This window comes from Agrobacterium sp. NPDC089420 (assembly GCF_044900305.1).
Lineage (GTDB): Bacteria > Pseudomonadota > Alphaproteobacteria > Rhizobiales > Rhizobiaceae > Agrobacterium.
In genome coordinates this window covers 232163-258166 of sequence record NZ_JBJDMY010000007.1, presented here as the reverse complement: position 1 = coordinate 258166, position 26004 = coordinate 232163, and the positions used below count along the sequence as shown (strand labels likewise).

Below are 26004 nucleotides of genomic sequence, written 5' to 3'. Positions count from 1 at the left end.
CTTTTCCGGATTCGAAAGTTATCCCCATGCGTTCCACGCTGCGCCGCCTCATCCCGGATGCCGCACCCGTCAGCAGCAGGGAAAGGCTGCGCTCTGCGACCGGCGCCTTTGTCGGCATTCTGCTGACCGGCCTCCTGGCCAACCTCGCATTGCATTTCGACCATACCCTGCCCGCCATGATCGCGCCGATGGGCGCTTCGGCCGTGCTTCTGTTCGCCGTGCCCTCGAGCCCGCTCGCGCAGCCCTGGTCGATCCTGTGCGGCAATCTCGTATCGGCTTTCGTGGGTGTGACGGCGGCGCTGCTGGTTCCGGACATATTCCTTGCCAGCGCGCTCGCCATCAGCCTTGCCATAGCCGCCATGATGGCGCTGCGCTGCCTGCACCCGCCAAGCGGTGCGGTGGCGCTGACGGCCGTTCTCGGCGGCCCCGCGGTGCACAGCCTGGGATACGGTTTCCTGCTGTGGCCGGTCGCCGGAAACTCGCTGATCCTTCTTGCGCTCGCGCTCGCCTATAACAATGCCACCGGCCGTGCCTATCCGCATGGCCTGAAGCTTGGAAAGGCGGCCCACGGCACCAAGGACCCCACTCCAATTCAGAAAATCGGCTTTTCGTCCACCGATCTGGACGCGGTCTTGAAGGAATATGACGAGTTCATCGACATCGACCGCGATGCGCTGGAAACCATACTGCGCAGAACCGAACTGCGATCTTACCGGCGTCGCGCGCTGCATCTCGATTGCGAAAGCGTCATGTCGCGCGACGTCGTCGGCGTCGCCCCGGACGACAGCCTGCGCCACGCCCATACGCTGATGCACAGCCATCATTTCAAGGCGCTGCCCGTCACCAATGACAGGGCGGAAATCCTCGGCATCGTCACCCAGACGGATTTTCTGGAAAAGGCGAGCTGGAGAAACGGTCGTCCCTCGATCGGTTTCCTGCAGCGGCTGCGCCTCATCCTGTCCGGCGCAAGTGCGCCAAACGATACCGTCAAGGACATCATGACATCGCCGGTCAGAACCGTGCGGCCGGAAACCTCGATCGAGGAAGCCATCATCCGCTTTGCGGAGGAAGGGCTGCATTATCTGCCGGTGATCGACGCCCGGGGCAAGATGGTGGGTATCGTCTCGCAATCCGACGTCATGGTCGCGATGCTGGCGGACAAGGTCGCCGCCTAGCCTGTCGCGATATCGAAGTGCCTGCGTCCCCGGGAGAGAACCGGCAGAGACGCGCGATCAGCGTCTCGCCTTGAGGAGACGCTGCCACAACGTGCCGCCGAAGAACCGCCCGAGCACGACAAAATAGGCGATGATCAGCGCAAAGGCGATAAAGGCGGGCACGCCATTCAGGGCAAAACCCTCTGGCGTGCGCCCGCCCGCAACCGCCGCGACAAGAAATCCGGCGGCGAAAAACGCCGTCCAGAAATCCAGGAAGAAGGCGAGGATGATGCGCCAGGTCGCCGGTTGTCTTTTCGCCGGCTGTTTCGGTGCGGTTTCGTCATTCATGCCAGTCTCCTGTCACGCTTTTATTGGTTCGCCGCCCGCTCAGAACGGGATATCGTCGTCCATGTCGTTGGAGAAGCCGCCGGAAGGCTGGCCGCCGCCACGGGAGGAGCCGCCGCGCGAGGAGGACTGCTGGTCGTAACCGCCGCCATAACCGGAGCCGCCGCCGCTGCCATAATCATTGCCGCCGCCGAAATCGCCGCCGCCGCTGCGGCCGCCGCCGCCTTCACCGCGACCGTCGAGCATCGTCAGCGTGGAGTTGAAGCCCTGCAGCACGATTTCGGTGGAGTAGCGGTCGTTGCCGGTCTGGTCCTGCCATTTGCGCGTCTGCAGCTGGCCTTCGATATAGAGCTTGGCGCCCTTCTTGACATATTGCTCGACGACCTTGCACAGGCCTTCGTTGAAGACCACGACGGTATGCCATTCGGTCTTTTCGCGGCGCTCGCCGCTGTTGCGGTCCCGCCAGGTCTCCGAAGTGGCGATGCGCAGATTGGCGATGGGCCGGCCATCCTGCGTCCGGCGGATTTCGGGATCGGCGCCCACGTTTCCGATCAGAATTACCTTGTTTACGCTACCAGCCATCTCGTCATCCTGTCCCGCCGGCCATCATGACCGGCAATTGCATTTCAAAAAATTCGCCACACAATAGCTGCGGCTGCCCGCAAAGGGCACCGCAGGCATGGAACTATCCACAAAGAATAATCTTAAGCTGCGGGAGCAGACATTCGCGCTTGCAATCCGTTCCTTTTTTGTTCTATTAAATCGCAGATTTCGAGTCAAGCATTCCGAAAAGCTGCGACCGATAGGGAATAGACCTCGACACATCCTGCTGCGTCACTACATAAGGACGCGCTGCCATCAAGCCTGTTATTTTGTCCGAGCCTTGTCATGAGTGAACTGAAGACGATTTCCATCCGTGGTGCCCGCGAGCACAATCTCAAGGGCATCGATCTCGATCTGCCGCGCAACAAGCTGATCGTCATGACCGGGCTTTCCGGCTCGGGCAAGTCGTCGCTTGCCTTCGACACGATCTATGCCGAGGGCCAGCGCCGTTATGTCGAAAGCCTTTCGGCCTATGCGCGCCAGTTTCTCGAAATGATGCAGAAGCCGGATGTCGACCAGATCGACGGTCTGTCGCCGGCTATTTCCATCGAGCAGAAGACCACCTCGCGCAATCCGCGCTCCACGGTCGGCACGGTCACCGAGATTTACGACTATATGCGCCTTCTCTTCGCGCGTGTCGGCGTGCCCTATTCGCCGGCCACAGGCCTGCCGATCGAAAGTCAGACCGTCAGCCAGATGGTCGACCGCATCCTCGCTTTCGAGGAAGGCACGCGTCTTTATATCCTCGCGCCGATCGTGCGCGGCCGCAAAGGCGAGTACAAGAAGGAACTTGCCGAGCTGATGAAGAAGGGCTTCCAGCGCGTCAAGGTGGATGGCCAGTTCTACGAGATCGCCGACGTTCCTGCGCTCGACAAGAAATACAAACACGATATCGACGTGGTGGTCGACCGTGCCGTTGTCCGCCCGGATATGGCCGCACGCCTCGCCGACAGTCTGGAAACCTGCCTCAAGCTCGCCGACGGGCTGGCAATTGCCGAATTCGCCGACAGGCCGCTGCCGCCGGAAGAGACCGCCGCCGGCGGTTCCGCCAACAAGTCGCTCAACGAAACCCATGAGCGCGTGCTGTTTTCGGAAAAATTCGCCTGCCCGGTTTCCGGCTTCACCATTCCGGAGATCGAGCCGCGGCTGTTCTCCTTCAACAATCCCTTCGGCGCCTGCCCGAGCTGCGATGGCCTCGGCTCGCAGCAGAAGGTGGATGAGAACCTGATCGTGCCGGAGCCGGCCCGCACGCTGCGCGACGGCGCCATCGCTCCCTGGGCCAAATCCTCCTCGCCCTATTACAACCAGACGCTTGAAGCGCTCGGCAAGGCCTTCGGTTTCAAGCTGTCGAGCAAATGGTCGGATCTGTCCAGGGACGCGCAGCACGCCATCCTTCAGGGTACGGACGACAAGATCGAATTCAACTATCAGGACGGCGCCCGTTCCTACAAGACGGTGAAGAATTTCGAAGGCATCGTGCCCAATCTGGAACGTCGCTGGAAAGAGACCGACAGCGCCTGGGCGCGCGAGGAAATCGAGCGTTACATGTCGGCGGCCCCCTGCCCGGCCTGCGCCGGTTATCGCCTGAAGCCGGAAGCGCTCGCCGTCAAGATCAACAAGCTGCATATCGGTGAGGTCACCGAAATGTCGATCCGCACGGCGCGCGACTGGTTCGAGGTTCTGCCGGAGAGCCTCAACGCCAAGCAGAACGAAATCGCGGTCCGCATCCTCAAGGAAATCCGCGAACGCCTGCGGTTCCTCAACGATGTCGGGCTGGATTATCTCAGCCTGTCGCGCAATTCCGGCACGCTGTCCGGCGGGGAAAGCCAGCGCATCCGGCTCGCTTCGCAGATCGGATCGGGCCTCACGGGCGTTCTTTATGTTCTCGACGAACCATCGATCGGCCTGCACCAGCGCGACAATGCCCGCCTGCTCGATACGCTGAAACATCTGCGCGATATCGGCAATACCGTCATCGTGGTCGAACATGACGAGGACGCCATCCTGACGGCGGATTACGTCGTGGATATCGGCCCGGCCGCCGGCATTCACGGCGGTCAGGTCATCGCCGAAGGCACGCCGCAGGAGGTGATGGCCAATCCGAAATCGCTGACCGGCAAATATCTCTCCGGTGAACTCGGTGTCGCCGTGCCGGCGGAGCGTCGCAAGCCCAAGAAGGGCCGCGAGATCAAGGTATTTGGCGCACGCGGCAACAATCTGAAGAATGTCACGGCCGCCGTGCCGCTCGGCGTCTTCACGGCCGTGACCGGCGTTTCGGGCGGCGGCAAATCCACCTTCCTGATCGAGACGCTCTACAAATCCGCGGCGCGCCGGGTGATGGGCGCGCGCGAAATCCCGGCCGAGCACGACCGCATCGACGGTTTCGAATTCATCGACAAGGTGATCGACATCGATCAGTCGCCCATCGGCCGCACGCCGCGCTCCAACCCCGCCACCTATACCGGCGCCTTCACGCCGATCCGCGACTGGTTCGCCGGCCTGCCGGAAGCAAAGGCGCGCGGTTATGCGCCCGGACGTTTCTCCTTTAACGTCAAGGGCGGCCGCTGCGAGGCCTGCCAGGGCGACGGCGTCATCAAGATCGAGATGCACTTCCTGCCCGACGTCTATGTCACCTGCGATGTCTGCCACGGCAAACGTTATAATCGCGAGACGCTGGACGTCACCTTCAAGGGCAAATCCATCGCCGACGTGCTGGACATGACGGTGGAGGAAGGCGTGGAATTCTTCGCCGCCGTGCCGGCCGTGCGCGACAAGCTGCAATCGCTGTTCGATGTCGGCCTCGGTTATATCAAGGTCGGCCAGCAGGCCAATACGCTCTCCGGCGGCGAGGCGCAGCGCGTCAAGCTCGCCAAGGAACTGTCGAAACGCTCGACGGGTCGCACGCTCTATATCCTCGACGAGCCGACGACCGGCCTGCATTTCCACGACGTCAACAAGCTCCTGGAAATGCTGCATGCGCTGGTGGAACAGGGCAATTCCGTCGTGGTGATCGAGCACAATCTCGAAGTCATCAAGACGGCCGACTGGATCATCGATATCGGCCCTGAAGGCGGCACGGGCGGTGGCGAAGTGGTTGCGACCGGCACACCGGAAGACATCGTCAAGGTTGAGCGCTCCTATACCGGTCACTTCCTGAAGGAACTTCTCGACCGCCGGCCGGCCGGCAAGCGGGAAGCTGCGGAATAATTGCCGGGGTGCCGAAAGGCCCCGGAGACTTCTCCGTCATCCTCGCCCTTGTGGCGAGGATCCGGGGCCAGGGATCCGGTCGGGCGCTGCACCCAAAGAATGACGGTGGCGCGGCGTGTTGGAAAACAGCGCGAATTGGGAGAAACAGCATATGTCGACATCAGGCACGATCCGCACCGGTATCGGCGGCTGGACCTTCGAGCCGTGGGAGGGCACGTTTTATCCGGAAAAGCTGCCGAAGAAACGGCAACTTGAACATGCCAGCCGACAATTGACGGCAATCGAGGTAAACGGCACCTATTACAGCAGCCAGAAGCCGGAAACCTTCGCCAAATGGGCCTCCGAAGTGCCCGAGGATTTCATCTTCTCGCTGAAGGCGAGCCGCTTCGTCACTAATCGCAGGGTTCTGGCCGAGGCCGGCGAATCGATGACGAAGTTCCTGACGCAGGGTCTGACGGAACTTGGCTCCCATCTCGGCCCGATCCTCTGGCAATTCGCGCCGACGAAGAAATTCGATGCGGATGATTTCGGCGCCTTTCTGGCGCTGCTGCCGGAAAAACAGGACGGCATCTCCCTGCGGCATGTGGTCGAGGTGCGCAACGAGACATTCCAGGTGCCGGAATTCATCGATCTCCTCGCCAAACACAAGGTCGCGGTCGTCTGCGCCGATCATCACGATTATCCGATGCTGCCGGATGTGACCGCCGATTTCGTCTATTGCCGCCTGCAGAAGGGCGAGGACGATATCAAGACCTGTTATCCGCAATCCGGGATCAGCGACTGGGCAAAGCGGGTCAAGACCTATGCGGCGGGCGGCGTGTCTGACGATCTGCCGCTGATCGCACCCGGGCGAAAGGTCGAAAAGACCCCGCGCGACGTCTTCGCCTTTTTCATCACCGGCGGCAAGGTCAATGCGCCCGTCGGTGCACAGGAGCTGCAAAAAGCGGTCTGAGGTGTCTCAGCCCGCCAGTTCCTGCGTCGGGTTGAAATCGATCGCCGCGAAAGCCGCCTCGATCACCTTCGGCCCCGCCCCTGGCCGGGTGGCGTCGCTGGAGAGGATTTGCCGGAAACGGCGCGCACCCGGCATGCCCTGAAACAGACCGACCATGTGGCGGGTGACGTGGTTGAGACGCCCGCCCGCGGCAATATAGTCGCCGGCATAGGCCATCATGGCGTCGCGCAACCCCATCCAGTCATGCGGCCGTGCCTCGTCGCCATGGATGCGATGATCGACATCGGCAAGAATGCAGGTGTTGTGATAGGCGGCGCGGCCGAGCATCACGCCGTCCATATGCTGCAGGTGGCCGCAAGCCTGATCGAGATCGGCGATGCCGCCATTGATGCCGATGAAGACGTCCGGATTGTCCCGCTTCATGCGATAGACAAGCGCATAATCGAGCGGCGGCACCTCGCGGTTTTCCTTGGGCGAGAGCCCCTGCAGCCAGGCTTTTCGCGCATGGATCCAGACAGCATCCGCGCCGGCCGCAACGACACGCGCCAGAAAATCCGGCAACACGGCTTCCGGCTCCTGATCGTCGACGCCGATCCGGCATTTGACCGTGACCGGCACGGCAGCAACCGCCTTCATCGCAGAGACACACTGCGCCACGACATCCGGCTCGCGCATCAGGCAGGCGCCGAAAGTGCCGGATTGCACCCGGTCCGAAGGACAGCCGACATTGAGGTTGATTTCGTCATACCCGTAATCGCCGGCAATCCGCACCGCCTCGGCAAGCTTGGCCGGATCCGATCCGCCAAGCTGCAGCGCAACGGGATGTTCCTGCGGGTGGTAACCGAGCAGCCTGTCACGCTGACCATGGATGATGGCGTCGGCAACAATCATTTCGGTATAAAGCAAAGCGCGCTTCGACAATTGCCGGTGCAGAAACCTGCACCTCGTGTCGGTCCAATCGATCATCGGGGCCACGGCGAAGATTTTTTCGCCGCTGGCAAGCGCTTGTCTGTACATGGATAAACCTCTTTGCGCCGGCTTCTACAGCAAAGGGCTGTAAAAAGCCAGTTTTGCAGGCAAGGTCATTTTGAACTGGAAATCGCCCCGGAATCGCGGGACAAGAATTGCACCTTAAAAGAGACGACAGGAAACTCCCATGGCCGCTACCGTCATTCCCGCCCCGAAACCCGTTCTCCTGCCCGTTGAGGGCACGGACGACATGTTCCCCGTGCGGCGGGTCTATTGCGTCGGCCGTAACTATGCCGATCACGCCATCGAGATGGGCCACGATCCCTCGCGCGAGCCGCCCTTCTATTTCCAGAAGAACCCGGACAATCTGCTGCCCGCCGGCGCTGATTTCCCCTACCCGCCGTTGTCCTCGAACGTGCATTACGAAGTCGAATGCGTCGTGGTCCTGAAAAGCGGCGGCGCGGATATTCCGGCGGCCGAGGCCCTGAGCCACGTCTGGGGTTACGCCGTCGGCATCGACATGACCCGCCGCGACCTGCAGGACGGGCTGAAGAAGATGGGCCGCTCCTGGGAGGGCGCCAAGGCGTTTGAATATTCCGCACCGGTCTCCGCCATCGTTCCCGCCGATAAAATCGGCCACCCGGCGACGGGCGCGATCTGGCTTGATGTCAATGGTGAACGCAAGCAGACGGGCGATCTCGCACAGATGATCTGGAAGGTGCCGGAAGTGATTGCCGAGCTTTCCAAGCTCTTCACGCTTGCCGCCGGCGACGTGATCATGACCGGCACGCCGGCCGGCGTCGGTCCGATCGTGCGCGGCGATCGCATCGACTGCGGCGTCGACGGTGTCGGCACGCTGTCGGTGACGGTCGCCTGATCGCTGCCGGCGGATAATCCAGAAGGAGAAACCGAATGCCGCTTTACCGCCTCGCCGACCGGGTGCCGCAAACCCCATCAGCGGATCGTTACTGGCTCGCCCCCGATGCCAATGTCATCGGTTCGGTCACGCTCGGTGAGGATGTCGGCATCTGGTTCGGCGCGACATTGCGCGGCGATAACGAACCGATCAGCGTCGGGCGCGGCACCAATATCCAGGAGGGCGCAATGGTGCACAGCGATCCCGGCTTTGCCGCGACCATCGGCGAAATGTGCACCATCGGCCACCACGCCATCGTGCATGGCTGCAGCATCGGCGACAATTCGCTTGTCGGCATGGGCGCGACGATCCTGAATGGCGCCAAGATCGGCCGCAACTGCCTCGTCGGCGCCAATGCGCTGGTGACGGAAGGCAAGGAATTTCCGGACAATTCGCTGATCGTCGGATCGCCGGCGCGGGCGATCAGGACGCTGGATGACGAAGCCGTCGCCGGCCTTCGCCACTCGGCCGAAAAATACATCGACAACTGGAAGCGTTTTTCGAAAGACCTGGCGATCATCGAGGGCTGAGAACGGCGGGCGATGATGCCCGCCCTCACCATGATGTTATGACGCGCAGTTTGCGCAGAGACCGCGGATCTCGATGGTGGTCTTTTCCGCCTTGAACTTGCTGTCCTTCACCCAGCGCTCGAGGCGATGGTCGATTTCGTGATCATGGAACTCGGTGACCTGCCCGCAGGATTCGCAGATGGCGAATGCCACGGTTCCATGGTGGTGCGAGCAGCATTCGGCCTGCGTATGTGTGCAGGCCACGAAGGCGTTGAGGCTTTCCAGCCGGTGCACGAGACCGAATTCCACCAGCTTTTCCAGCGCCCGGTAAACCTGCAGCGGTGCGCGGAACCCGTCATCTCGCAGCTTATCGAGAATCATATAGGCGCTGAGCGGCTGATGCGCGTTTGACAGGGCGTTCATGACCAGCGACTGGTTCTTGGTAAGGTTCTGCTGGGTCTGCGCATTCATGACTTGCCTCCTTCATCCGCGGAGCGGGAAAAACCCGGCGCCGGCAACAGGCTTATAACGAACAGGATCACCGCGGCAACCACGATGGAGGGGCCGGACGGCGTATCATAGGTCAGAGAGCCGAACAGGCCGCCGACAACGGCAACCGCACCGATCAGCGACGCGACCACCGCCATCACCTCCGGCGTGGCGGAAAAGCGTCTGGCGGTCGCGGCCGGTATGATCAGCAGCGAGGTGATGAGCATGATGCCGACCACCTTCATGGCGATGGCAATCACCAGCGCCATCAGCAGCGTGAAGATGAGCTTCGCCCGCTCCGGGTTCAACCCCTCGGCTTCGGCCAGTTCGGTATTGACGGTGGAAGCGAGCAGCGACCGCCACAGGAAGACCATGGAGACGATGACCACCAGCCCGCCGCCCCAGATCAGCGCGATATCGCTGCGGGTGACGGCAAGAATATCGCCGAACAGGAACGAAACGAGGTCGATCCGCACCCAGCTCATGAAGGCGACGATGACAAGGCCGATCGCCAGCGCCGAGTGGGACAGGATGCCCAGCAGCGCGTCGGAGGACAGCGCCTGTCGGCGCTGCAGGAAAATCAGCAGGATCGAAACGGCGGACGCCACCAGAAAGACGCTGACGATGAGGTTGAGCTGCAACAGCAGCGAGAGTGCGACACCGAGCAGCGCCGAATGGGCCATCGTATCCCCGAAATAGGCCATGCGTCGCCAGACGACGAAACAGCCGAGAGGCCCGGCGGTCAGGGCAACGCCAATTCCGGCGACCATGGCGCGAACGAAGAAATCGTCAAACATGCCGGTCTCCCTGCGCATGCTTCGAGGGCGCATGGTCCCCATGTTCATGTTCATGTTCATGGTCATGTTCATGTTCATGTTCATGACCGCAACCGCAGTCGCCATGGTCATCATGATGGCGGTCATGATCATGGGCGTGATGGTGGCCATCGTCAGGGTGGCAATGATCGGTCACCGAACCGTCGGCATGCTGCACCCGGCCATCGGGCAGATGAGTGTGGTCGTGATGGTGGCTGTAGACGGCAAGCGCCCTGGCGGCAGTACCGCCGAACAGCCGCATATATTCCGGGCTCTGGCTTACCGCCTGCGGCGTTCCCCGGCAGCAGACGTGGCCGTTCAGGCAGATCACGGTATCGGTTTCCGCCATCACCACATGCAGGTCATGCGAGATTAACAGAATGCCGCAATTATTTGAATTTCTGATATTTTTTATCAAATCATACAGCGCGATCTCGCCGGAGAAATCCACCCCCTGCACGGGCTCGTCAAGCACCAGCAGATCAGGCTTTCGGGCGATGGCACGGGCCAGAAGCGCACGCTGGAACTCGCCGCCGGACAGGTGCTGCACTTCCGCATTGGCCAGATGGGCGATGCCGGTCGCATTCAGCGCGGCATCGATCTCGCGTGCGGCCAGCGGCCCGGTCAACGTCATCAGCCGGCGCACCGAAAGCGGCATGGTCCAGTCCACCGAAAGCTTCTGCGGAACATAACCGACGCGCAGACCGACAATGCGCGACACCTCGCCCTCGGTCGGCTTCATCACGCCGATCGCCATTTTCGCGCTGGTGGATTTGCCCGAACCGTTCGGGCCGATCAAGGTGACGATCTCGCCTTTGCTGACGGAAAATTCCACGCCGCGCACCAGCCAGCGACCGTTGCGCTGCACGCCGGCATTGGCAAGGGAAACCAGTATCTCGTTGCCCCTCTGGGCGGAATGAAGCATGGGATTGTCCGTTCAGCGATGTTGCTTACCGCTATTGCATACGTTATAGAGTTACGCAATAAATGTAATAACATAACTATACTTCTTCAAGTGGAGTGCATTTCATGAAATCGATCCTGATCCCGCTCATGGCGTCGGTGGCAATAGCGGCCGCCGCTTCGGGCGCCACAGCCGCACCCGATGTCGTGGTCTCGATCAAGCCCGTCCACTCCCTCGTCTCGGCAATCATGCGCGGCGTGGGTGAACCGCAGCTCATCGTCGAGGGCTCCGCCTCCCCCCACACCTATAATCTGCGGCCCTCCAATGCGCGCAGGCTGGAAAAGGCCGACCTGGTGTTCTGGGTCGGGCCGGGGCTGGAAGCCTTCCTGGAAAAGCCGCTGGAGGCGCTGGCCAGCAAGGCGACCGTCGTGGAACTGGAAGACGCCAAGGGACTGGAAAAGCTGCCCTTCCGCGAAGGCGGTCCCTTCGAGGCGCATGACCATGGCGAGGAGGGCCATGAGGACCACGCAGATGGCGAGGCGGCACACGACCATGGCCATGACCACGGCGAGCACGAGCATGGCGCCTATGACACACATCTCTGGCTCGATCCGGCCAATGCCAAGGCCATGGCCCAGACCATCGAAACCGCACTGATTGCGGCCGATGCCGGCAATGCCGCGACCTATCAGGCCAACACCAAAAAACTGATCGACGATCTCGATGCACTCGACACGGAACTGGCTGCAACGGTCGAGCCGGTCAAGGACAAGCCCTTCATCGTCTTCCACGATGCCTATCAATATTTCGAACATCGTTATGGCGTGAAGACGGCGGGGTCGATCACCGTCAGTCCCGAAACCCTGCCCGGCGCTGATCGTGTCAAGCAGATGCAGGAAAAGGTTCGCCAGCTGGGCGCAACCTGCGTCTTCGCCGAGCCGCAATTCGAGCCGAAACTGATCTCCGTCATCACCGAAGGGACGGCGGCGAAATCGGCGACGCTTGATCCGGAAGCGGCCACGCTGGAGCCCGGTCCCGACCTTTATTTCAAGCTGATGCGCGGCATCGCCGGCTCGCTGAAGGATTGCCTGTCCTGATCCGGAACGGCGCCGGGCTCCTTACGGCTTCGGCGCCATGGAAGACCAGACCGGGCCGCTGACGCTCTGCAGGGTTTCCGGCGGCGCGCCGTTGATGCGCGCCAGAAGGGCTTTCGCGAGCTCCCTGCCCGCCAGCTTGATATCCTCGTTGACGGTATGGATCTGCGGCTTGATCCAGTTCAGGAATTCGGCCGACTGTTTCGAGACGATATCGATATCCTCGCCGATCTTCACGCCCGCGGCTTCAAAACCCGCCACCAGCGCGATGGTGCTGCTGCCGCTGATCGACACGATGCCGTCGGGTCGATCATCCGATTGCATCAGTCTCTGGCCGAAATCGCGGATTTTTTCCAGCGGCGTTTCGATGGTTATGGCATCCAGCGGAAATTCCGCAAGGCCGAAATCCCTGATCCCGCGGTTGAAGCCCTTGCGGGCATGGTCATGAAACGAAAACCGCGACGGCGGCACGATGATGGCGATCCTTTTGCGCCCGCATTGCGCCAGCCGCTCGACTGCCTCATAGGCGTAGGCCTCATTGTCGAAATCGTGAAAGGCGTGGTCGATGCCCATATCCGAACGCCCATGGGTGACAAACGGCATGTTGCGCTCCGTCATGAAGCGCACGCGCGGATCGTTCGGCTCGATCTTCGAGATAATGACCCCATCCGCCGAGCCGGTCTCGAGAATATAGCGGATCGGCACCATGGAATCCTTGGCGTGGATATGGGGCGTGACGACCAGGTGATATTGGGTGGTGGAGAGAACCTCGGTGATACCGAACACCATCTGGCTGGTAAAACCCATCAATTCTTCATCGACGCTCAGCACCAGCGCGATGACATTGGTCTTGCCGGTGCGAAGCCGCACGCCGGCGCGGTTCGGCTGATAACCGATCTGCCGGGCGATCAGCCGCACGCGCTCCTTGGTCTCGGCGCCGATATCGGGCGCATCCTTCAACGCGCGCGAGACGGTGGTGATGCCAAGACCCGTCATGTAAGCGATGGTTTTCAGGGTCGGGCGCTCGCCCGTCGTCGCAGGTATGTCGCCCCCGCCGGATTTGCCAGTATCGTTCATGTCATTTCGCCACGCTTTACCGAACGATAATCATAGATAGCTTTTGCGCTGTTGCAAAGGCAAAGGTAACCCGGCCTACAGCCGTTCCTGCCCGGCAAACCGCCAAAGCAGCTATAACGATATAGGACTGGAAAATATTTCCGCCTGCGAGACCGGCCTGCGGCCACCCGGTCGCCGATACCAGCGTCAAAAAAATACTGATAATTCAGATTAGAACACTGAATTAACTATATAATAAAAATGATAAAATTTAAAAAAATATGCAATCGCCCTGCCTTGCCGGCATCAAGCTGCATCTTCCGTCATTTTTCATGCCGCTGAACGACACTCAAAGGCATGACGGCAGGTTTGTTTTACGGTAACGTTGCCGGAAGGAGGAGGCCATGATGCCAAACGAACGGGCATAAGCCGTTTCGCGGGCATCCGTTTCCCCAGATTCAGACACAAGCCCGCATTATGATGCCGGGCCGTCTTCTTTGAATTCATCATATGCAGGGTCCGACAATGATCTCTTCCTCCACGCCCGAAACCACCATCGATCTGGCCGGGCCTTGGCGCCTGACATCGGCGGAAGGAGAGCATGCGACCGAACTGGCCGTACCGGGCGATATTCATTCCGCGCTCAAGGAAGCCGGCCTCATTCCCGATCCCTATCACGGCGCCAATGAAAACGCGGTGCAATGGGTGGCGCAGCAGGACTGGATCATCGAGCGCACATTCATCCTCGATGAAGCCGATGCCAGCTGGTATCTCGATATCGACTACCTCGATACCGTCGCCATCGTCTTCGTCAACGATGTCCCTGTCCTGAGTGCCGATAATTGCTTCCGCCGTTACCGTCCCGATATTTCCCGCGCCGCGCGGCCCGGTGAAAATACCATCCGCATCCATTTCCATTCCAACATCGCTGCCGGTGCGCAGCGACAGGCGCGACAGCCTTTTTACATTCCCTATCACGAGGGTAACTCGCCGATCGCCAACGGCAACATGCTGCGCAAGCCGCAATGCCATTTCGGCTGGGACTGGAACATCGCCATCGCGCCGCTTGGCCTATACGGCAAAATCCTGCTGAAGCGGCTCGACACGGCCCGTATCGAACACGTCGTGACATCGCAGTACCATGTCGAAGGCGGCGTCGAGCTGCATGTGGCCGTCACGCTGTTTGCCGAGGGGCCGGCAAGCCTGCCGGTCTATCTGTCACTGAATGACGAAAGGCTGAGACTCGATTGCGGCGTCGGCGCCGGCGAGACGGTGGTGCGCCACGTCTTCTTCGTGGAAAATCCGGACCTCTGGTGGCCGGCCGGAAGCGGCGAACAGACGCTCTACAGGCTGACGGTGGAGCTGCCGGACGAGACCGCCACCCGCCAGATCGGCTTCAGGACGATCGAACTTCTGACCGACAGGGATGAAGCCGGCAGCCGTTTCGCCTTCCGCATCAACGGCCGCGAAATCTTCTGCCGCGGCGCGAACTGGATTCCCGCCGACGCGCTTTATTCGCTGACCAGCCGGGAGAAGACCGAAGATCTCCTCTGCTCCGCGGTCGAGGCCAACATGAACATGATCCGCGTCTGGGGCGGCGGATTTTACGAGGAAGACTGGTTCTACGATCTCTGCGACCGTCTCGGCCTGCTGGTCTGGCAGGATTTCATGTTCGCCTGCAATCTCTATCCCTGCAGCGAGGACTTTCTCGACAATGTCGAACACGAGGTCGATTATCAGGTGAAGCGCCTGTCCTCACATGCCTCCATCGCGCTCTGGTGCGGCGACAACGAACTGGTCGGCGCGCTGACCTGGTTCGACGAATCCCGCAACAATCGCGACCGTTATCTCGTGGCTTACGACCGCCTGAACCGCACCATCGAAAGAGCCCTGAAAAAAGCCGCCCCCGAAGCGCTGTGGTGGCCATCGAGCCCGGCCTCGGGTTATCTCGATTATGGCGATGCATGGCACGCGGATGGTTCCGGCGACATGCATTACTGGTCCGTCTGGCACGAGAACAAGTCGTTCGACAATTACCGATCCGTCAAACCGCGCTTCTGCTCCGAATTCGGTTTCCAGTCCTACACGTCGATGCCCGTCATCCGCACCTATGCCGACGACAAGGACATGAACATCGCCTCCCCGGTCATCGAGCTGCACCAGAAGAATGTCGGCGGCAATGAGCGGATCGCCGGCACCATGTTTCGCTATTTCCGCTTCCCAAAGGATTTCGAGAATTTCGTCTATCTGAGCCAGGTTCAGCAGGCGCTGGCGATCCGCACGGCCGTGGATTACTGGCGCTCGCTGAAACCCCATTGCATGGGCACGCTTTATTGGCAGCTGAACGACACCTGGCCCGTCGCCTCATGGTCGAGCCTCGATTATGGCGGCGGCTGGAAAGCGCTGCATTATGCCGCCCGCCGCTTTTTCCAGCCCGTCACGGTGTCGGCCATTCCTTCCGCAGATGGAGGCCGGGTGAGCTTTTCCATGGTCAACGATACGGCGGAGGATGTGGAAATCGACATGAACATCGTTGCGCTGACGACCGACGGCAACCGCGTGCCGCTGAAATCCGCAAACGGCACATGCACAACGGACAAGGCCGCAATGCTGACCGATATCGACATGGACAGCCTGCCCGATGGCGCCATCCTCGCCTGGAATTTCATCGCTTCCAACGGCATGACTGGCGAAGGCCACCATGTGCGCGACACTTACAAATCACTGGAGCTTCAGCCCGCCGGGCTGGAATTGTCCGTCGGTCCGCTGAAAAACGGCCAGTTCGAAATCGATGTCACGGCAACCGGTCTCGCGCTCTTCGTCATGCTGGAGGCAGATCAGCCGGGACGGTATTCCGATAACCTCTTCGATCTTGCCGCCGGCGAAACCCGCCGCATCATCTTCACTCCGAAGACGGATGGCCCCCAGCCGCATTTCCGCATCTTCGATCTTCATACCTGCCAATCCCCGCCCAATCCCGGCATTGAAACCATGGGGAGAAAGGCATAACCATCCCTCTCGGGAATGACAGGTGCGCCTGCGCCTGTTTTCATCGTTTCCAAGGGCTGCCGGGTTCTTCGGCAGCCAGTCATCAGCAAGTGGAGGAAGACCCATGGTTTGGCAACCGGCCGAAAACCGATACGCATCCATGACATACAATCATTGCGGCAAGACCGGCCTGAAGCTGCCGGCAATTTCGCTGGGGCTCTGGCACAATTTCGGCAACGACACGCCGCACCAGACGAAACAGGCCATTTGCCGCCGCGCCTTCGACCTCGGAATCACCCATTTCGATCTCGCCAATAATTACGGCCCGCCGCCCGGCAGCGCCGAAACCGCCTTCGGTGAAATCCTGAGGACGGATTTTGCCGGCTATCGGGACGAGATGATCATTTCCTCCAAGGCCGGTTACAACATGTGGCCCGGCCCCTATGGCGAATGGGGCAGCCGCAAATATCTGATCGCCTCCTGCGACCAGAGCCTGAAGCGCATGGGGCTGGATTACGTCGATATCTTCTATTCCCACCGTTTCGACCCCAACACGCCGCTCCAGGAAACCTGCGGCGCGCTGGACCAGATCGTGCGTTCGGGCAAGGCGCTTTATGTCGGCATCTCGTCCTACAACTCGAAGCGCACCCGTGAGGCTGCCGCGATCCTGAAGGATCTCGGCACGCCCTGCATCATCCATCAGCCGAGCTATTCGATGATCAACCGCTGGATCGAGGAAGACGGTCTCGTCGATACGCTGGAAGAGCTGGGCATCGGCTCCATCGTCTTCTCGCCGCTGGCGCAGGGCATGCTGACGACGAAATATCTCGGCGGCGTGCCGCAGGGCAGCCGTGCATCGCAGAGCAAGTCGCTGAACCCGGCCTTCCTCAACGAGCGCAATGTCGAAAACATCCGCTCCCTCAACAGCATTGCCGAGCGGCGCGGCCAGACGCTGGCGCAGATGGCGATCGCCTGGGTTTTGCGTGGCGGCCGCATCACTTCGGCGCTGATCGGCGCAAGCCGTGTCGAACAGGTCGAGGATTGCGTGAAGGCGCTCGAAAAGCCGGATTTCACCGCCGAAGAGCTTGCGGAAATCGACCGTTACGCCAGGGAAGCGGATATCAACCTCTGGGCAAAATCCGCCGAACGCGTCTGATGCATGAAAAGGCGTGCCGAAATCTCCAAATAAAAGATGATGGTCCGCGACACAAAAATCACGGATGGGGCTCTTACGAAACTTGCCTTCGCGTGATGTACTCTTCCTCATCCCTGTGCTTGTCACAGGGATCCAGCCAGCCCAAGTCTTTGGGCTGAAAAAGTCTTTCCGCCGCGCAGACGCGCGTCGGCTGGATTCCTGTGACAAGCACAGGAATGAGGGTCGAGGGAGACTCCGACACAGGAAATCCTTTTGCCACCGACTAGAGAGAAAGATTAACTCCCGTCCCTAACCGTTAATAACCATTACATAAATGTAATTTTAAATTCAGTTTCCGTTCATTCGTTTATTCGTAAGTTCTTCTCATCGAAACACGAGAGGAAACTTCCATGAAAAAGTTCGTCACCATTCTCCTGGCCGCCACCGTTCTTGCAGCGCCGATGGCGCAGGCGCAAAGCCGCCATGACGACCGCCATCGCGGCGTCACCGTCGAGCGTCAGGTCACGACCAAGAAGGTCATCGTCAAGAAACACCGCTGGGATCGCGGCCAGCGCCTGTCTGCGGGCGAACGCCGCCACGTCGTCGACCGTCGCGATTATCGCCGTTACCACCTCGCGGAACCGCGCCGCGACCAGCGCTGGGTGCGTGTCGACAACCAGTTCCTGCTCATCAACGCCGTCAGCGGCCTGATCGTCGGCCTCGCCGCCGCCCGCTAATCCAGGCATCGATGGAATGAAAAAGGCCCGCTTGCGCGGGCCTTTTGTCGTTTGTCGTTTCAGCCGATCAGAAAATGTCGGCGCCGCTGCCCCATGGGCCGTGCGGCTTGTCCACGCCATCGGTGCGTTCGAAACCATGCGCGCCGAAGAAGTCGCGCTGCGCCTGAATGAGGTTGGCGCTGCCGCGACCGCGGCGATAGGCATCGAAATAGCCGAGTGCCGAAGCCAGCGCCGAAACCGGCAGGCCGGAGAGCACGGCGTAGGAAACCACGCGGCGCAGCGGCGCATCGGTATCCTTGACGATGGCGGCGAAGGCAGGCGTCACAATGAGGTTGGCCACATGCGGATCCTTGGTGAAGGCCGAGGTGATCTCATCGAGGAATTCCGAACGGATGATGCAGCCGGCGCGCCAGATGCGGGCGATCGTCGGCATCGGCAGGTTCCAGTTGAACTCCTTGGAAGCGGCCGACATGATGGCGAAGCCCTGCGCATAAGCACCGACCTTGGCGGCCAGAAGCGCGCTTTCCAGATCGGCGATGAAGGCCTTTCTGTCAGCCGGCGCCGCCGCGAGGGTCGGCAGGCCGAAAATCTTCTCGGCAGCTTCGCGCTCATCCTTCTGCGAGGAGAGAATACGGGCAGCCACGGCCGCCTCGATGGCGGTTGCGGCGACGCCCATGTTCTGCGCCTCGATGACCGACCACTTGCCGGTGCCCTTCTGGCCGGCCTTGTCGAGGATCAGATCGACCATCGGCTTGCCGGTGATCGGATCGGCGGCGCGCAGAACCTTCTCGGTGATTTCGATCAGGTAGGAATTCAGGCGGCCCTTGTTCCATTCGGCGAAGACATCGGCGATTTCGACGGCGCTCATGCCAAGGCCATCACGCAGGATGCCGTAGATTTCGGCGATCATCTGCATGTCGGCATATTCGATGCCGTTATGGATGGTCTTGACGAAATGGCCGGCGCCGTCATTGCCGAGCCATGCCACGCACGGATCGTCATTATATTTGGCGGAAATGGAGGTCAGCACCTTCTCCACACGCTTCCAGCTGTCCTCGGTGCCGCCGACCATGATCGACGGTCCGTGACGCGCGCCTTCCTCACCGCCGGAAACGCCCATGCCGATAAAGGTCAGGCCGCTATCCTTCAGATTGTCGAAACGGCGGATCGTATCGCGGAAATTGGCATTGCCGGCGTCGATCATGATGTCGCCATTGGCGAGATGCGGTTTGAGGATTTCCATCTGCTGGTCGACCGGATCGCCGGCCTTGATCATGATGATGATCGGGCGCGGAGGGCGAATGGCGGCGACGAATTCCTCGATGGTTTCGCAGGGAATGATCTGGCCCTGCAGTTCGCCCGCATCGGCGTAGAATTTTCGTGTAACTTCCGGGGTTCGGTTGAATACGGCAATCTTGTTGCCCTTTTCCGCGATGTTCAACGCCAGGTTCGAGCCCATGACGCCGAGACCGATCAAACCGATTTCTGCCTGTTCCACGGATGTGCCTCCATCTTGCTTTTTGGTGGTCGTGTTGTGGCACTGTAATCACCAAACGGCAAGGCTAGGGGCGACTGAAACGATTAAATTTTGATGACGCAAGTCAGCTTTGCATATTTGCGACAGGTCAAGGCCAGGTCAAAACTGACCTTTTGCTTCTCCTTCAAGAAGGCCGCGGCCGATCATCACCATCATCGATTACGCGCCACGCGGCCCCGTCCATATCGTCATACTGACCGGACCGCACCGACCAGAGGAAGGCGAAAAGCCCGAGCGCCCCTAAAAACAGAGCGACGGGAATGAGATAGATCAGCATGTTCATGCCAGTTGCGCCCCCTCGCCCGTAAATCCTGTCTTCGTTTCGTTGTGGGGGCGAACGTTTTCAGCCGCACCGGCAAGACGTAACGCATTGGCGACGACGATCAGCGACGATGTCGACATCGCAATGGCCGCGATCATCGGCGTCGCATAACCGGCAATCGCGATCGGTACGGCAATGATGTTATAGCCGATGGCCAGCGCGAAGTTTTGCCGGATAAGCTTTCCGGCCCGCTGCGACGTCTCGATCGCAAAAGGCACGGCATCGAGATCCTCCTGCATGAACACGAAATCCGCGGCCTGCCGGCCGATATCGGCGGCGGTGGCGGGCGCCATCGACACATGGGCGGCGGCAAGCGCCGGCGCATCGTTGATACCGTCACCCACCATCAGGACCCTGCGCCCCTCGCCGGCAAGTTCGGCGCAACGCGCTGCCTTGTCCTTCGGCGACAGGTCCGCACGCCAGTTGCCGATCCCCAGCCGCTCAGCCATCGCGCTGACGGCGGCGGCCCGGTCACCCGAAACGATTTCCTGCATCAGGCCCCGCACTGAGAGATTACGCAAAGCCGCAACAGCACCCGCGCGCGGATTATCCTCGAAACCGAAGCTCGCCAGTTGATGGCCATCGAGTGACAGCACCACTTCCGACCGCGCATCGCCATTGTCGGTCCTTACCTCATCCGGGCAGGCGAACCGGCGATTGCCGAGCCGGTAGGTGCCGGCTTCCGTCTCGGCCTCGACACCCGAGCCCGGAATTTCCCGCACCGTCTCATAGGCCGGCAAAGCACTGCCGTAGGCGGCATGCAGGGCTTTCGAGAGAGGATGACGTGAATGGGCGGCAAGCCCCGCTGCAATCGCCATAATCGCAGGCTTCACATCGCCGGTTTCGACCAGTCGCGGCTTGCCAACGGTCAGGGTGCCGGTCTTGTCGAACAGCACGGTGTCGATGTCGGCCAGCCGCTCCATGGCCGAGCCTTCCTTGACCATGATGCCGTGCCGGAACAGCCGTCCTGCCGCCACAACCTGCACGACGGGAACGGCAAGGCCGAGCGCACAGGGGCAGGTGATGATGAGAACCGCAATGGCGATCAGCATCGCCTGTTTCCAGTCGCCGCCGAAAATGCCCCAGCCGAGAAACGTCACCAGCGCGAGAAGATGCACCACGGGTGAATAATAGCTTGCGGCGCGGTCGGCGATACGGCGGTAACGCGCCCGGCCGCCTTCCGCCGCCTCCATCAACCCGATCACCTCCGACAGGAAGGAATCCCTGGCCGAGGCGGTCACCCGTGCGGTGAGCGAACCGGTGAGGTTGAGCGTGCCGGCCTGCAGGCCGTCGCCTGTCGTCACGCGGCGCGGCGCGCTTTCACCATTGACGATGGACATGTCGAGATCGCTGCTGCCGCAGACCACTATCGCATCCACCGCCACACGGTCGCCCGCCGCAATCGCGATCGACATTCCCGGTTGGACATCGGCAAGCTGGCGATATTCCCGCGTCCCATCCTCACTGATGACGGTCGCGCCGCGCGGCGACAGCCGGGCGAGCCCGGCAATGGCGGAGCGCGCCCTGTCGCGCATGATATGGTCCAGCGTCCGGCCGATCAGCAGGAAGAACAGCAGCGATACGGTCGCATCGAACCAGGCATGCTCACCGTGATGGATCGTCTCCCACAGCGACACGGCATAGGAGAGCGTAATGGCAAGCGCAATCGGCACATCCATGTTGGTGCGGCCGTGTTTCAGCGCGTTCCAGGCAGACTGATAGAAGAAGCGCCCGCCATAGATCAGCGCCGGCGCGGCGATCATCGCCGATATCCAGTGAAACATGTCGCGCGTCGCCGCATCCGCCCCCGACCAGACGGAGACGGACAGAAGCATGATATTGGCTGAGGCAAAACCGCACAGCGCCACCGCCCTGATCAGCTGCGAGCGCAAGGCGTCCGAAGCATCCTGACCGCTGGCGAAAAGGTGTGTGCGGTATCCCGTCGACAGGATTGCACGGGCAATCTCGGCGGGATCGGTCCTGACGCCATCGACCTCTTCCTTCCAGACGACTGCCACACGTCTGGACGACAGGTTCACCCGCGCCCGCTCCACTTGGCGGAGATGGGAGAGCGCGGTCTCGATGGTGGTGATGCAGGTGCCGCAATAAACATCCGGCACGCTGAGATCGGTCTGACGCAGCCCCTGCCCCAGATCGCGGCTCGCCAGCAGCAATTCCTCCGACGATGGCGGATTGACCGGCTCGCCGAGTTGCAGCGAACCTTCCGTTCCCGGTGCGCAGCAGCTCATTGACGTCCCCTGATAACGGCGATCCGCGTGCCCTCATGCACGATGATCCGGCCGTCCTTGACGGCGGTGACCTCAACGATCCATTGCCCGGGCAGCATGTCATGCGCGCCGGTAAAGACGCCGGTGGCGGCCGGGCTCAGTTCCATGTCGAAATTCTGGCTTTCACCCACGGGCCGGCGAAAATGCGCTGTCACCGCATCCGTATCGATCGGGCCTTTATCCGGATGAAAAACCTCGTAACGCACGGTCTTTTCATCCACGGCCAGCCTGCCCTTGATGCCGGTTGCAGCCCGTGCCTTGGCGGCTTCCGCCTTGGCATTGAACTGCTGGCTGGCGACATAGGTGTTGGGTACCACAAGCCCGCTCCAGCTGTGAACCGCATTCCAGGCCATGATCATGTTGACGGTGATGATGGTGCCGAAGAACAGCACCATGACGCCGAGCATGTGCCAGCCGGTGAAAACGAAGCTGGATGTCTGGCGATTGTTGACTGTCATTTTTTCACTCCCGGAGCATTGAAGACCGCATCGTAACGGGCCGTTTCGTGGCCGGCCGTATCGCTGACGATGAATTCGAAATTTTCCGCCGCCCGCGCAATATCCTTGCCCGGCAGGGTGACGAAGACCTTCAGCGTCGTCGCCTCGTCCGGCTCCACCGTCATCTCGAAGGCGCGCGCGGCAGTGTCAGACATGCCGTTGATCTTCATCACCGCGTTCGGAAGGCCTTCTATCGTCAGGCTCATCATACGCGGCTGCGGCACCATGTTGAGGATGCGGACCGTATAGCCGTTGCGGATCGAACCGTTGGATTCCAGCACATATTGCGGATTGCGGTCGTGCAGGACATTGAGCGCCAGCCGCTCGCGCGTCACCAGCGCAAACAGCATGCCGATGCCGACCGCAGCCCATATCGCCGTGTAAAGCAGCGTGCGCGGCCGGAAGATGATACGCCAGTTGAAGTGGCGGACGCTCTTGCTGAAGCTGCCATCCGCCCCGCGCACATTGGCGGGGCGGATGGCGTATTCGCCATTGCCGGTCGCCAGCGCCATGTTGGACTGGTATTCGGCAAGTGTCGCATAGGCGATCAACCCGCGCGGCTTGCCGATCTTGTCCATCACCCCGTCGCAGGCATCGATGCAGAGCGCGCAGGTGATGCATTCCAGCTGCTGCCCGTCCCTGATGTCGATGCCCATGGGACAGACCGCGACGCAGGCATTGCAATCGACGCAATCGCCGATGCTCTCTCCTGCCGCCGCAGCCTTCTTGGCGTGCCGCGAGCGCGGTTCGCCGCGCCAGTCATTATAGGTGACGACAAGCGAGTTCTCATCCAGCATCGCCGCCTGGATGCGCGGCCAGGGACACATATAGGTGCAGACCTGTTCGCGCATCAGCCCGCCGAAAACATAGGTGGTCGCGGTGAGGATGGCGACGGTCGAATAGGCGATCATCGGCGCCTGCCCGGTCAGGAACTGCATCGCCAGCGTCGGCGCGTCGGCAAAATAGAAAATCCATGCGCCGCCGGTCAGTACGCCGATCACCAGCCAGATCGCATGTTTCAACACCCGCTTGCGCAATTTGCCAAAGGTGAAGGGCGCGGCATCCAGTTTCATGCGGGCGTTCCTGTCGCCCTCGATCGCCCGTTCGACCACCAGAAACAGGTCAACCCAGACGGTCTGCGGACAGGTATAACCGCACCATGCGCGCCCGACCGCGGAAGTGACGAGAAACAGCCCGAGCCCCGCCATGACCAGCAGGCCGGCGACGAAGAAGAATTCCTGCGGCCATATCTCGATGAAGAAGAAATAAAAGCGCCGGTTGGCGATATCGATCAATACCGCCTGATCGGGCGCATAGGGACCGCGGTCCCAGCGCAGGAACGGCGTCAGATAATAAATGCCGAGCGTGAAGAGCATCACCAGCCATTTGAACCGCCGGAACCTGCCCTCGGCGCGCTTGGGAAAAATCTTCCTGCGCGCTTCGTAAAGGGGTTTTCGCGTTTTTGCGGAATTGACGGCTTCCGCTTCCAGCCTTTCGACGGGCTGTTGCGGGCGGTCCTGTCCGGCGCGATAGATGTTCATGATAGGAGTCCGTTTTTATCTCCTTGCTTTCTCCCATCTCCCCGGCGAAACATCCTTGACTTGCATCAAGTGACGACAAAGTGGCGCAGCAAGAGGAGCGTGACGCCAAGGGAGGGTGAAATGCCTGTCATGCAGTCGAGAATCATTCATCTGTCGATCGAAAAGCCATGGAGCCAGGTCCATCAATTTACCTCCGACCCGCAGAACATGCCGCGCTGGGCGGCAGGTCTTGGCGGCGGGCTGAGGCCGGAGGGCGAAGACTGGATCGCCGATGGCGGGCCGCTTGGCGAGGTGCGCGTGAATTTCGCGCCCGCCAATGAATTCGGCGTCATAGATCATGTCGTCACATTACCTGACGGGCTGAAGGTCTATAACGCGCTTCGGGTCACGCCGAATGGCAGCGGCGCCGAAGTGAGCTTCACGCTGCTTCGGCTTGACGGCATGACGGACGAGGATTTCGAAGACGACGCCAAGGCGATAACGGCCGATCTCGAAACGCTGAAATCGCTGCTCGAAGCGGATTGATGGAGTGAATGATGACGACGAACACCAATGACCAGCGCATCGACTATGTCGAATTCAACGTCGCCGACATCGAGCGCAGCAAGGAATTTTACGGCGGCGCCTTCGGCTGGTCCTTCAAGGATTACGGTCCGCAATATTGCGAGTTTTCCGATGGCCGCCTGACGGGCGGCTTCACCACCACCGCGCCGGTATCGGCCAGGGGCGGGCCGCTCGTCATTCTCTACGCCGCCGATATCGAGCATGTGCAGCGGCGCGTCGAGGCCGCCGGCGGCCAGATTAGCGTCGCGATCTTCGCCTTTCCCGGCGGCCGGCGTTTCCATTTCACCGATCCGGATGGATACGAGCTGGCCGTCTGGTCAGCTGAATAAAAAGGGCCGCGTCGCGGCCCGTCTCCCTAAGCCTCTCTTGCGTCATCCTCGGGCTTGACCCGAGGATCCACCGCTGGTGGCACCATGGATCCTCGGGTCAAGCCCGAGGATGACGTCGAATCTGGGAAGGACGCGTCATCACCGTGAGGGCCGCATCACGCGGCCCTTTCCTTTTCCTGCCTATACGATCACTCACCCCCACCAAGCGAATGCACGAAGATCGCCAGCTGCTTGACGGTCGTGTCACCGAGACGCTCACCCCAGGCGGGCATGACGCCATGCTTCGGTGAACGGATCTGCGAGACGATGCCTTCCTCCCCATGCGACTTCAGCCAGATCGCGTCGGCCAGATTGGGTGCGCCGAATTCGCGATTACCCTTGGCGTCTTCCCCGTGGCACGAGGCGCAATTGTCGGCAAAGAGCTGCTTGCCGGGTTCCACCAGCGCCGGGTTGGAAGGCGTGCCGGTAAGGCTGACGACATAGGCGGCGACCTCGCGGATTTCATTCGACTGGAGGATGTCGCCAAAAGCCGGCATTTCCGAAGCGCGCGTATCAGGATCATCGGCAAAACGGATGCCGTGCTTCACCGTCGTGTAGATATCGTCGGCACTGCCGCCCCACATCCAGTCATCGTCATTGAGGTTGGGATAACCCTGCCCGCCTTCCGCGCCCGAACCGTGACACTGAATGCAATTGACCTTGAAAGCGGCTGCACCGCCGGAAAGGGCAAACTGCATCAGGGTCGGGTCCGCCTGAATTTCGGCAAGCGAGGAATTGGCGATTCTGTCGACATAGACGCTCTGCGCCTGTTTCGCATCGGCAATTTCGGCGGCGATTTCGCCGCGGCTGCTCCAGCCGAGCAGCCCTTTTGTTGCGCCTGATATCAGCGGGTAAGCCGGATAGGCGATGGTATAACCGATGGCCCAGAGGATCGTGAAATAAAAGGTCCAGACCCACCAGCGCGGCATGGGATTGTTCAGCTCACGGATACCGTCCCATTCGTGGCCGGTGGTTTCGACGCCACTGATGTCATCAATGTGTTTTTCGGACATA

24 protein-coding genes are annotated in these 26004 nt (G+C 60.8%); 11 read left to right on the top strand and 13 right to left on the bottom strand.

Annotation, left to right across the window (positions count from 1 at the left end; all coding sequences use genetic code 11):
* Positions 1-26 precede the first annotated feature (26 nt).
* The gene (locus ACI2KA_RS13875; RefSeq protein WP_404502908.1) at positions 27-1175 is read left to right on the top strand and encodes an HPP family protein; all 1149 of its coding nucleotides are present in this window, start codon (positions 27-29) and stop codon (positions 1173-1175) included.
* A 57-nt stretch (positions 1176-1232) separates the two neighbouring features.
* On the opposite strand, the gene ACI2KA_RS13870 is transcribed toward ACI2KA_RS13875, so the two are convergent.
* A complete protein-coding gene (locus ACI2KA_RS13870) occupies positions 1233-1502 on the bottom strand; it encodes a hypothetical protein (RefSeq protein ID WP_404502906.1) in 270 nt (89 codons plus the stop codon).
* A gap of 39 nt (positions 1503-1541) precedes the next feature.
* Complete coding sequence (locus ACI2KA_RS13865) at positions 1542-2081, bottom strand: single-stranded DNA-binding protein (RefSeq protein ID WP_404502904.1); 540 nt, start codon at positions 2079-2081, stop codon at positions 1542-1544.
* Positions 2082-2387: 306 nt separating this feature from the next.
* Between ACI2KA_RS13865 and uvrA the strand changes: the two genes are divergently transcribed.
* Positions 2388-5309, top strand: a complete 2922-nt coding sequence (gene uvrA, locus ACI2KA_RS13860) for an excinuclease ABC subunit UvrA (protein WP_404502902.1) — start codon at positions 2388-2390, stop codon at positions 5307-5309.
* A 151-nt stretch (positions 5310-5460) separates the two neighbouring features.
* On the top strand, positions 5461-6261 hold the full coding sequence (locus ACI2KA_RS13855; protein ID WP_404502900.1) for a DUF72 domain-containing protein: 801 nt from the start codon (positions 5461-5463) through the stop codon (positions 6259-6261).
* 6 nt (positions 6262-6267) lie between these two features.
* Here the strand turns inward: ACI2KA_RS13855 and dusA are convergent, their stop codons facing one another.
* The gene (gene dusA / locus ACI2KA_RS13850; protein ID WP_404502898.1) at positions 6268-7278 is read right to left on the bottom strand and encodes a tRNA dihydrouridine(20/20a) synthase DusA; all 1011 of its coding nucleotides are present in this window, start codon (positions 7276-7278) and stop codon (positions 6268-6270) included.
* Positions 7279-7417: 139 nt separating this feature from the next.
* Between dusA and ACI2KA_RS13845 the strand changes: the two genes are divergently transcribed.
* Together ACI2KA_RS13845 and ACI2KA_RS13840 are read left to right on the top strand one after the other, a co-directional pair.
* Complete coding sequence (locus ACI2KA_RS13845; protein WP_404502896.1) at positions 7418-8107, top strand: fumarylacetoacetate hydrolase family protein; 690 nt, start codon at positions 7418-7420, stop codon at positions 8105-8107.
* Positions 8108-8142: 35 nt separating this feature from the next.
* Positions 8143-8676, top strand: a complete 534-nt coding sequence (locus ACI2KA_RS13840; RefSeq protein WP_404502894.1) for a gamma carbonic anhydrase family protein — start codon at positions 8143-8145, stop codon at positions 8674-8676.
* 36 nt (positions 8677-8712) lie between these two features.
* Here the strand turns inward: ACI2KA_RS13840 and zur are convergent, their stop codons facing one another.
* The 3 genes from zur to znuC are packed head-to-tail and all read right to left on the bottom strand — an operon-like array spanning position 8713 to position 10884.
* On the bottom strand, positions 8713-9126 hold the full coding sequence (gene zur, locus ACI2KA_RS13835; protein WP_065115613.1) for a zinc uptake transcriptional repressor Zur: 414 nt from the start codon (positions 9124-9126) through the stop codon (positions 8713-8715).
* Positions 9123-10007: a zinc ABC transporter permease subunit ZnuB gene (gene znuB / locus ACI2KA_RS13830; RefSeq protein ID WP_404503002.1), complete on the bottom strand. Its 885-nt coding sequence runs from the start codon at positions 10005-10007 to the stop codon at positions 9123-9125. Before znuB ends, zur begins: the two co-directional genes overlap by 4 nt.
* Positions 9934-10884: a zinc ABC transporter ATP-binding protein ZnuC gene (znuC, locus tag ACI2KA_RS13825; protein WP_404502892.1), complete on the bottom strand. Its 951-nt coding sequence runs from the start codon at positions 10882-10884 to the stop codon at positions 9934-9936. The genes znuB and znuC overlap by 74 nt, the downstream gene beginning before the upstream one ends.
* Positions 10885-10988: 104 nt before the next feature.
* On the opposite strand from znuC, the gene znuA reads away from it, so the two are divergent.
* On the top strand, positions 10989-11960 hold the full coding sequence (znuA, locus tag ACI2KA_RS13820; protein ID WP_404502890.1) for a zinc ABC transporter substrate-binding protein ZnuA: 972 nt from the start codon (positions 10989-10991) through the stop codon (positions 11958-11960).
* A 21-nt stretch (positions 11961-11981) separates the two neighbouring features.
* Here the strand turns inward: znuA and ACI2KA_RS13815 are convergent, their stop codons facing one another.
* On the bottom strand, positions 11982-13034 hold the full coding sequence (locus ACI2KA_RS13815) for a LacI family transcriptional regulator (RefSeq protein WP_404502888.1): 1053 nt from the start codon (positions 13032-13034) through the stop codon (positions 11982-11984).
* A gap of 489 nt (positions 13035-13523) precedes the next feature.
* Here ACI2KA_RS13815 and ACI2KA_RS13810 point away from each other — a divergent pair, with 489 nt between their 5' ends.
* From ACI2KA_RS13810 to ACI2KA_RS13800, 3 genes are all read left to right on the top strand, one after another.
* Positions 13524-16022, top strand: coding sequence for a glycosyl hydrolase 2 galactose-binding domain-containing protein (locus ACI2KA_RS13810; RefSeq protein ID WP_404502886.1), 2499 nt, complete (start codon positions 13524-13526; stop codon positions 16020-16022).
* Between the two features lie 103 nt (positions 16023-16125).
* Positions 16126-17157, top strand: coding sequence for an L-glyceraldehyde 3-phosphate reductase (mgrA, locus tag ACI2KA_RS13805; protein WP_404502884.1), 1032 nt, complete (start codon positions 16126-16128; stop codon positions 17155-17157).
* 389 nt (positions 17158-17546) lie between these two features.
* The gene (locus ACI2KA_RS13800) at positions 17547-17873 is read left to right on the top strand and encodes an RcnB family protein (protein WP_404502882.1); all 327 of its coding nucleotides are present in this window, start codon (positions 17547-17549) and stop codon (positions 17871-17873) included.
* 67 nt (positions 17874-17940) lie between these two features.
* Here the strand turns inward: ACI2KA_RS13800 and gndA are convergent, their stop codons facing one another.
* From gndA to ccoG, 5 genes are all read right to left on the bottom strand, one after another.
* Positions 17941-19371, bottom strand: a complete 1431-nt coding sequence (gene gndA, locus ACI2KA_RS13795) for an NADP-dependent phosphogluconate dehydrogenase (RefSeq protein WP_137003540.1) — start codon at positions 19369-19371, stop codon at positions 17941-17943.
* 163 nt (positions 19372-19534) lie between these two features.
* Positions 19535-19693, bottom strand: coding sequence for a cbb3-type cytochrome oxidase assembly protein CcoS (gene ccoS, locus ACI2KA_RS13790; RefSeq protein ID WP_035223387.1), 159 nt, complete (start codon positions 19691-19693; stop codon positions 19535-19537).
* Positions 19690-21981 (bottom strand): cation-translocating P-type ATPase, encoded by a 2292-nt coding sequence (locus ACI2KA_RS13785; protein WP_404502879.1) that lies wholly within the window; start codon positions 21979-21981, stop codon positions 19690-19692. Before ACI2KA_RS13785 ends, ccoS begins: the two co-directional genes overlap by 4 nt.
* Positions 21978-22478, bottom strand: a complete 501-nt coding sequence (locus ACI2KA_RS13780; protein WP_404502877.1) for a FixH family protein — start codon at positions 22476-22478, stop codon at positions 21978-21980. Before ACI2KA_RS13780 ends, ACI2KA_RS13785 begins: the two co-directional genes overlap by 4 nt.
* Positions 22475-24058 (bottom strand): cytochrome c oxidase accessory protein CcoG, encoded by a 1584-nt coding sequence (gene ccoG / locus ACI2KA_RS13775; RefSeq protein WP_404502875.1) that lies wholly within the window; start codon positions 24056-24058, stop codon positions 22475-22477. Before ccoG ends, ACI2KA_RS13780 begins: the two co-directional genes overlap by 4 nt.
* A 120-nt stretch (positions 24059-24178) precedes the next feature.
* On the opposite strand from ccoG, the gene ACI2KA_RS13770 reads away from it, so the two are divergent.
* Together ACI2KA_RS13770 and ACI2KA_RS13765 are read left to right on the top strand one after the other, a co-directional pair.
* Complete coding sequence (locus tag ACI2KA_RS13770) at positions 24179-24583, top strand: SRPBCC family protein (protein ID WP_404502873.1); 405 nt, start codon at positions 24179-24181, stop codon at positions 24581-24583.
* A gap of 11 nt (positions 24584-24594) precedes the next feature.
* Positions 24595-24951, top strand: a complete 357-nt coding sequence (locus ACI2KA_RS13765; protein WP_404502871.1) for a VOC family protein — start codon at positions 24595-24597, stop codon at positions 24949-24951.
* A 188-nt stretch (positions 24952-25139) separates the two neighbouring features.
* Here ACI2KA_RS13765 and ccoP read toward each other — a convergent pair whose 3' ends face one another.
* Positions 25140-26003, bottom strand: a complete 864-nt coding sequence (ccoP, locus tag ACI2KA_RS13760; RefSeq protein ID WP_137003547.1) for a cytochrome-c oxidase, cbb3-type subunit III — start codon at positions 26001-26003, stop codon at positions 25140-25142.
* Position 26004: the final 1 nt, after the last annotated feature.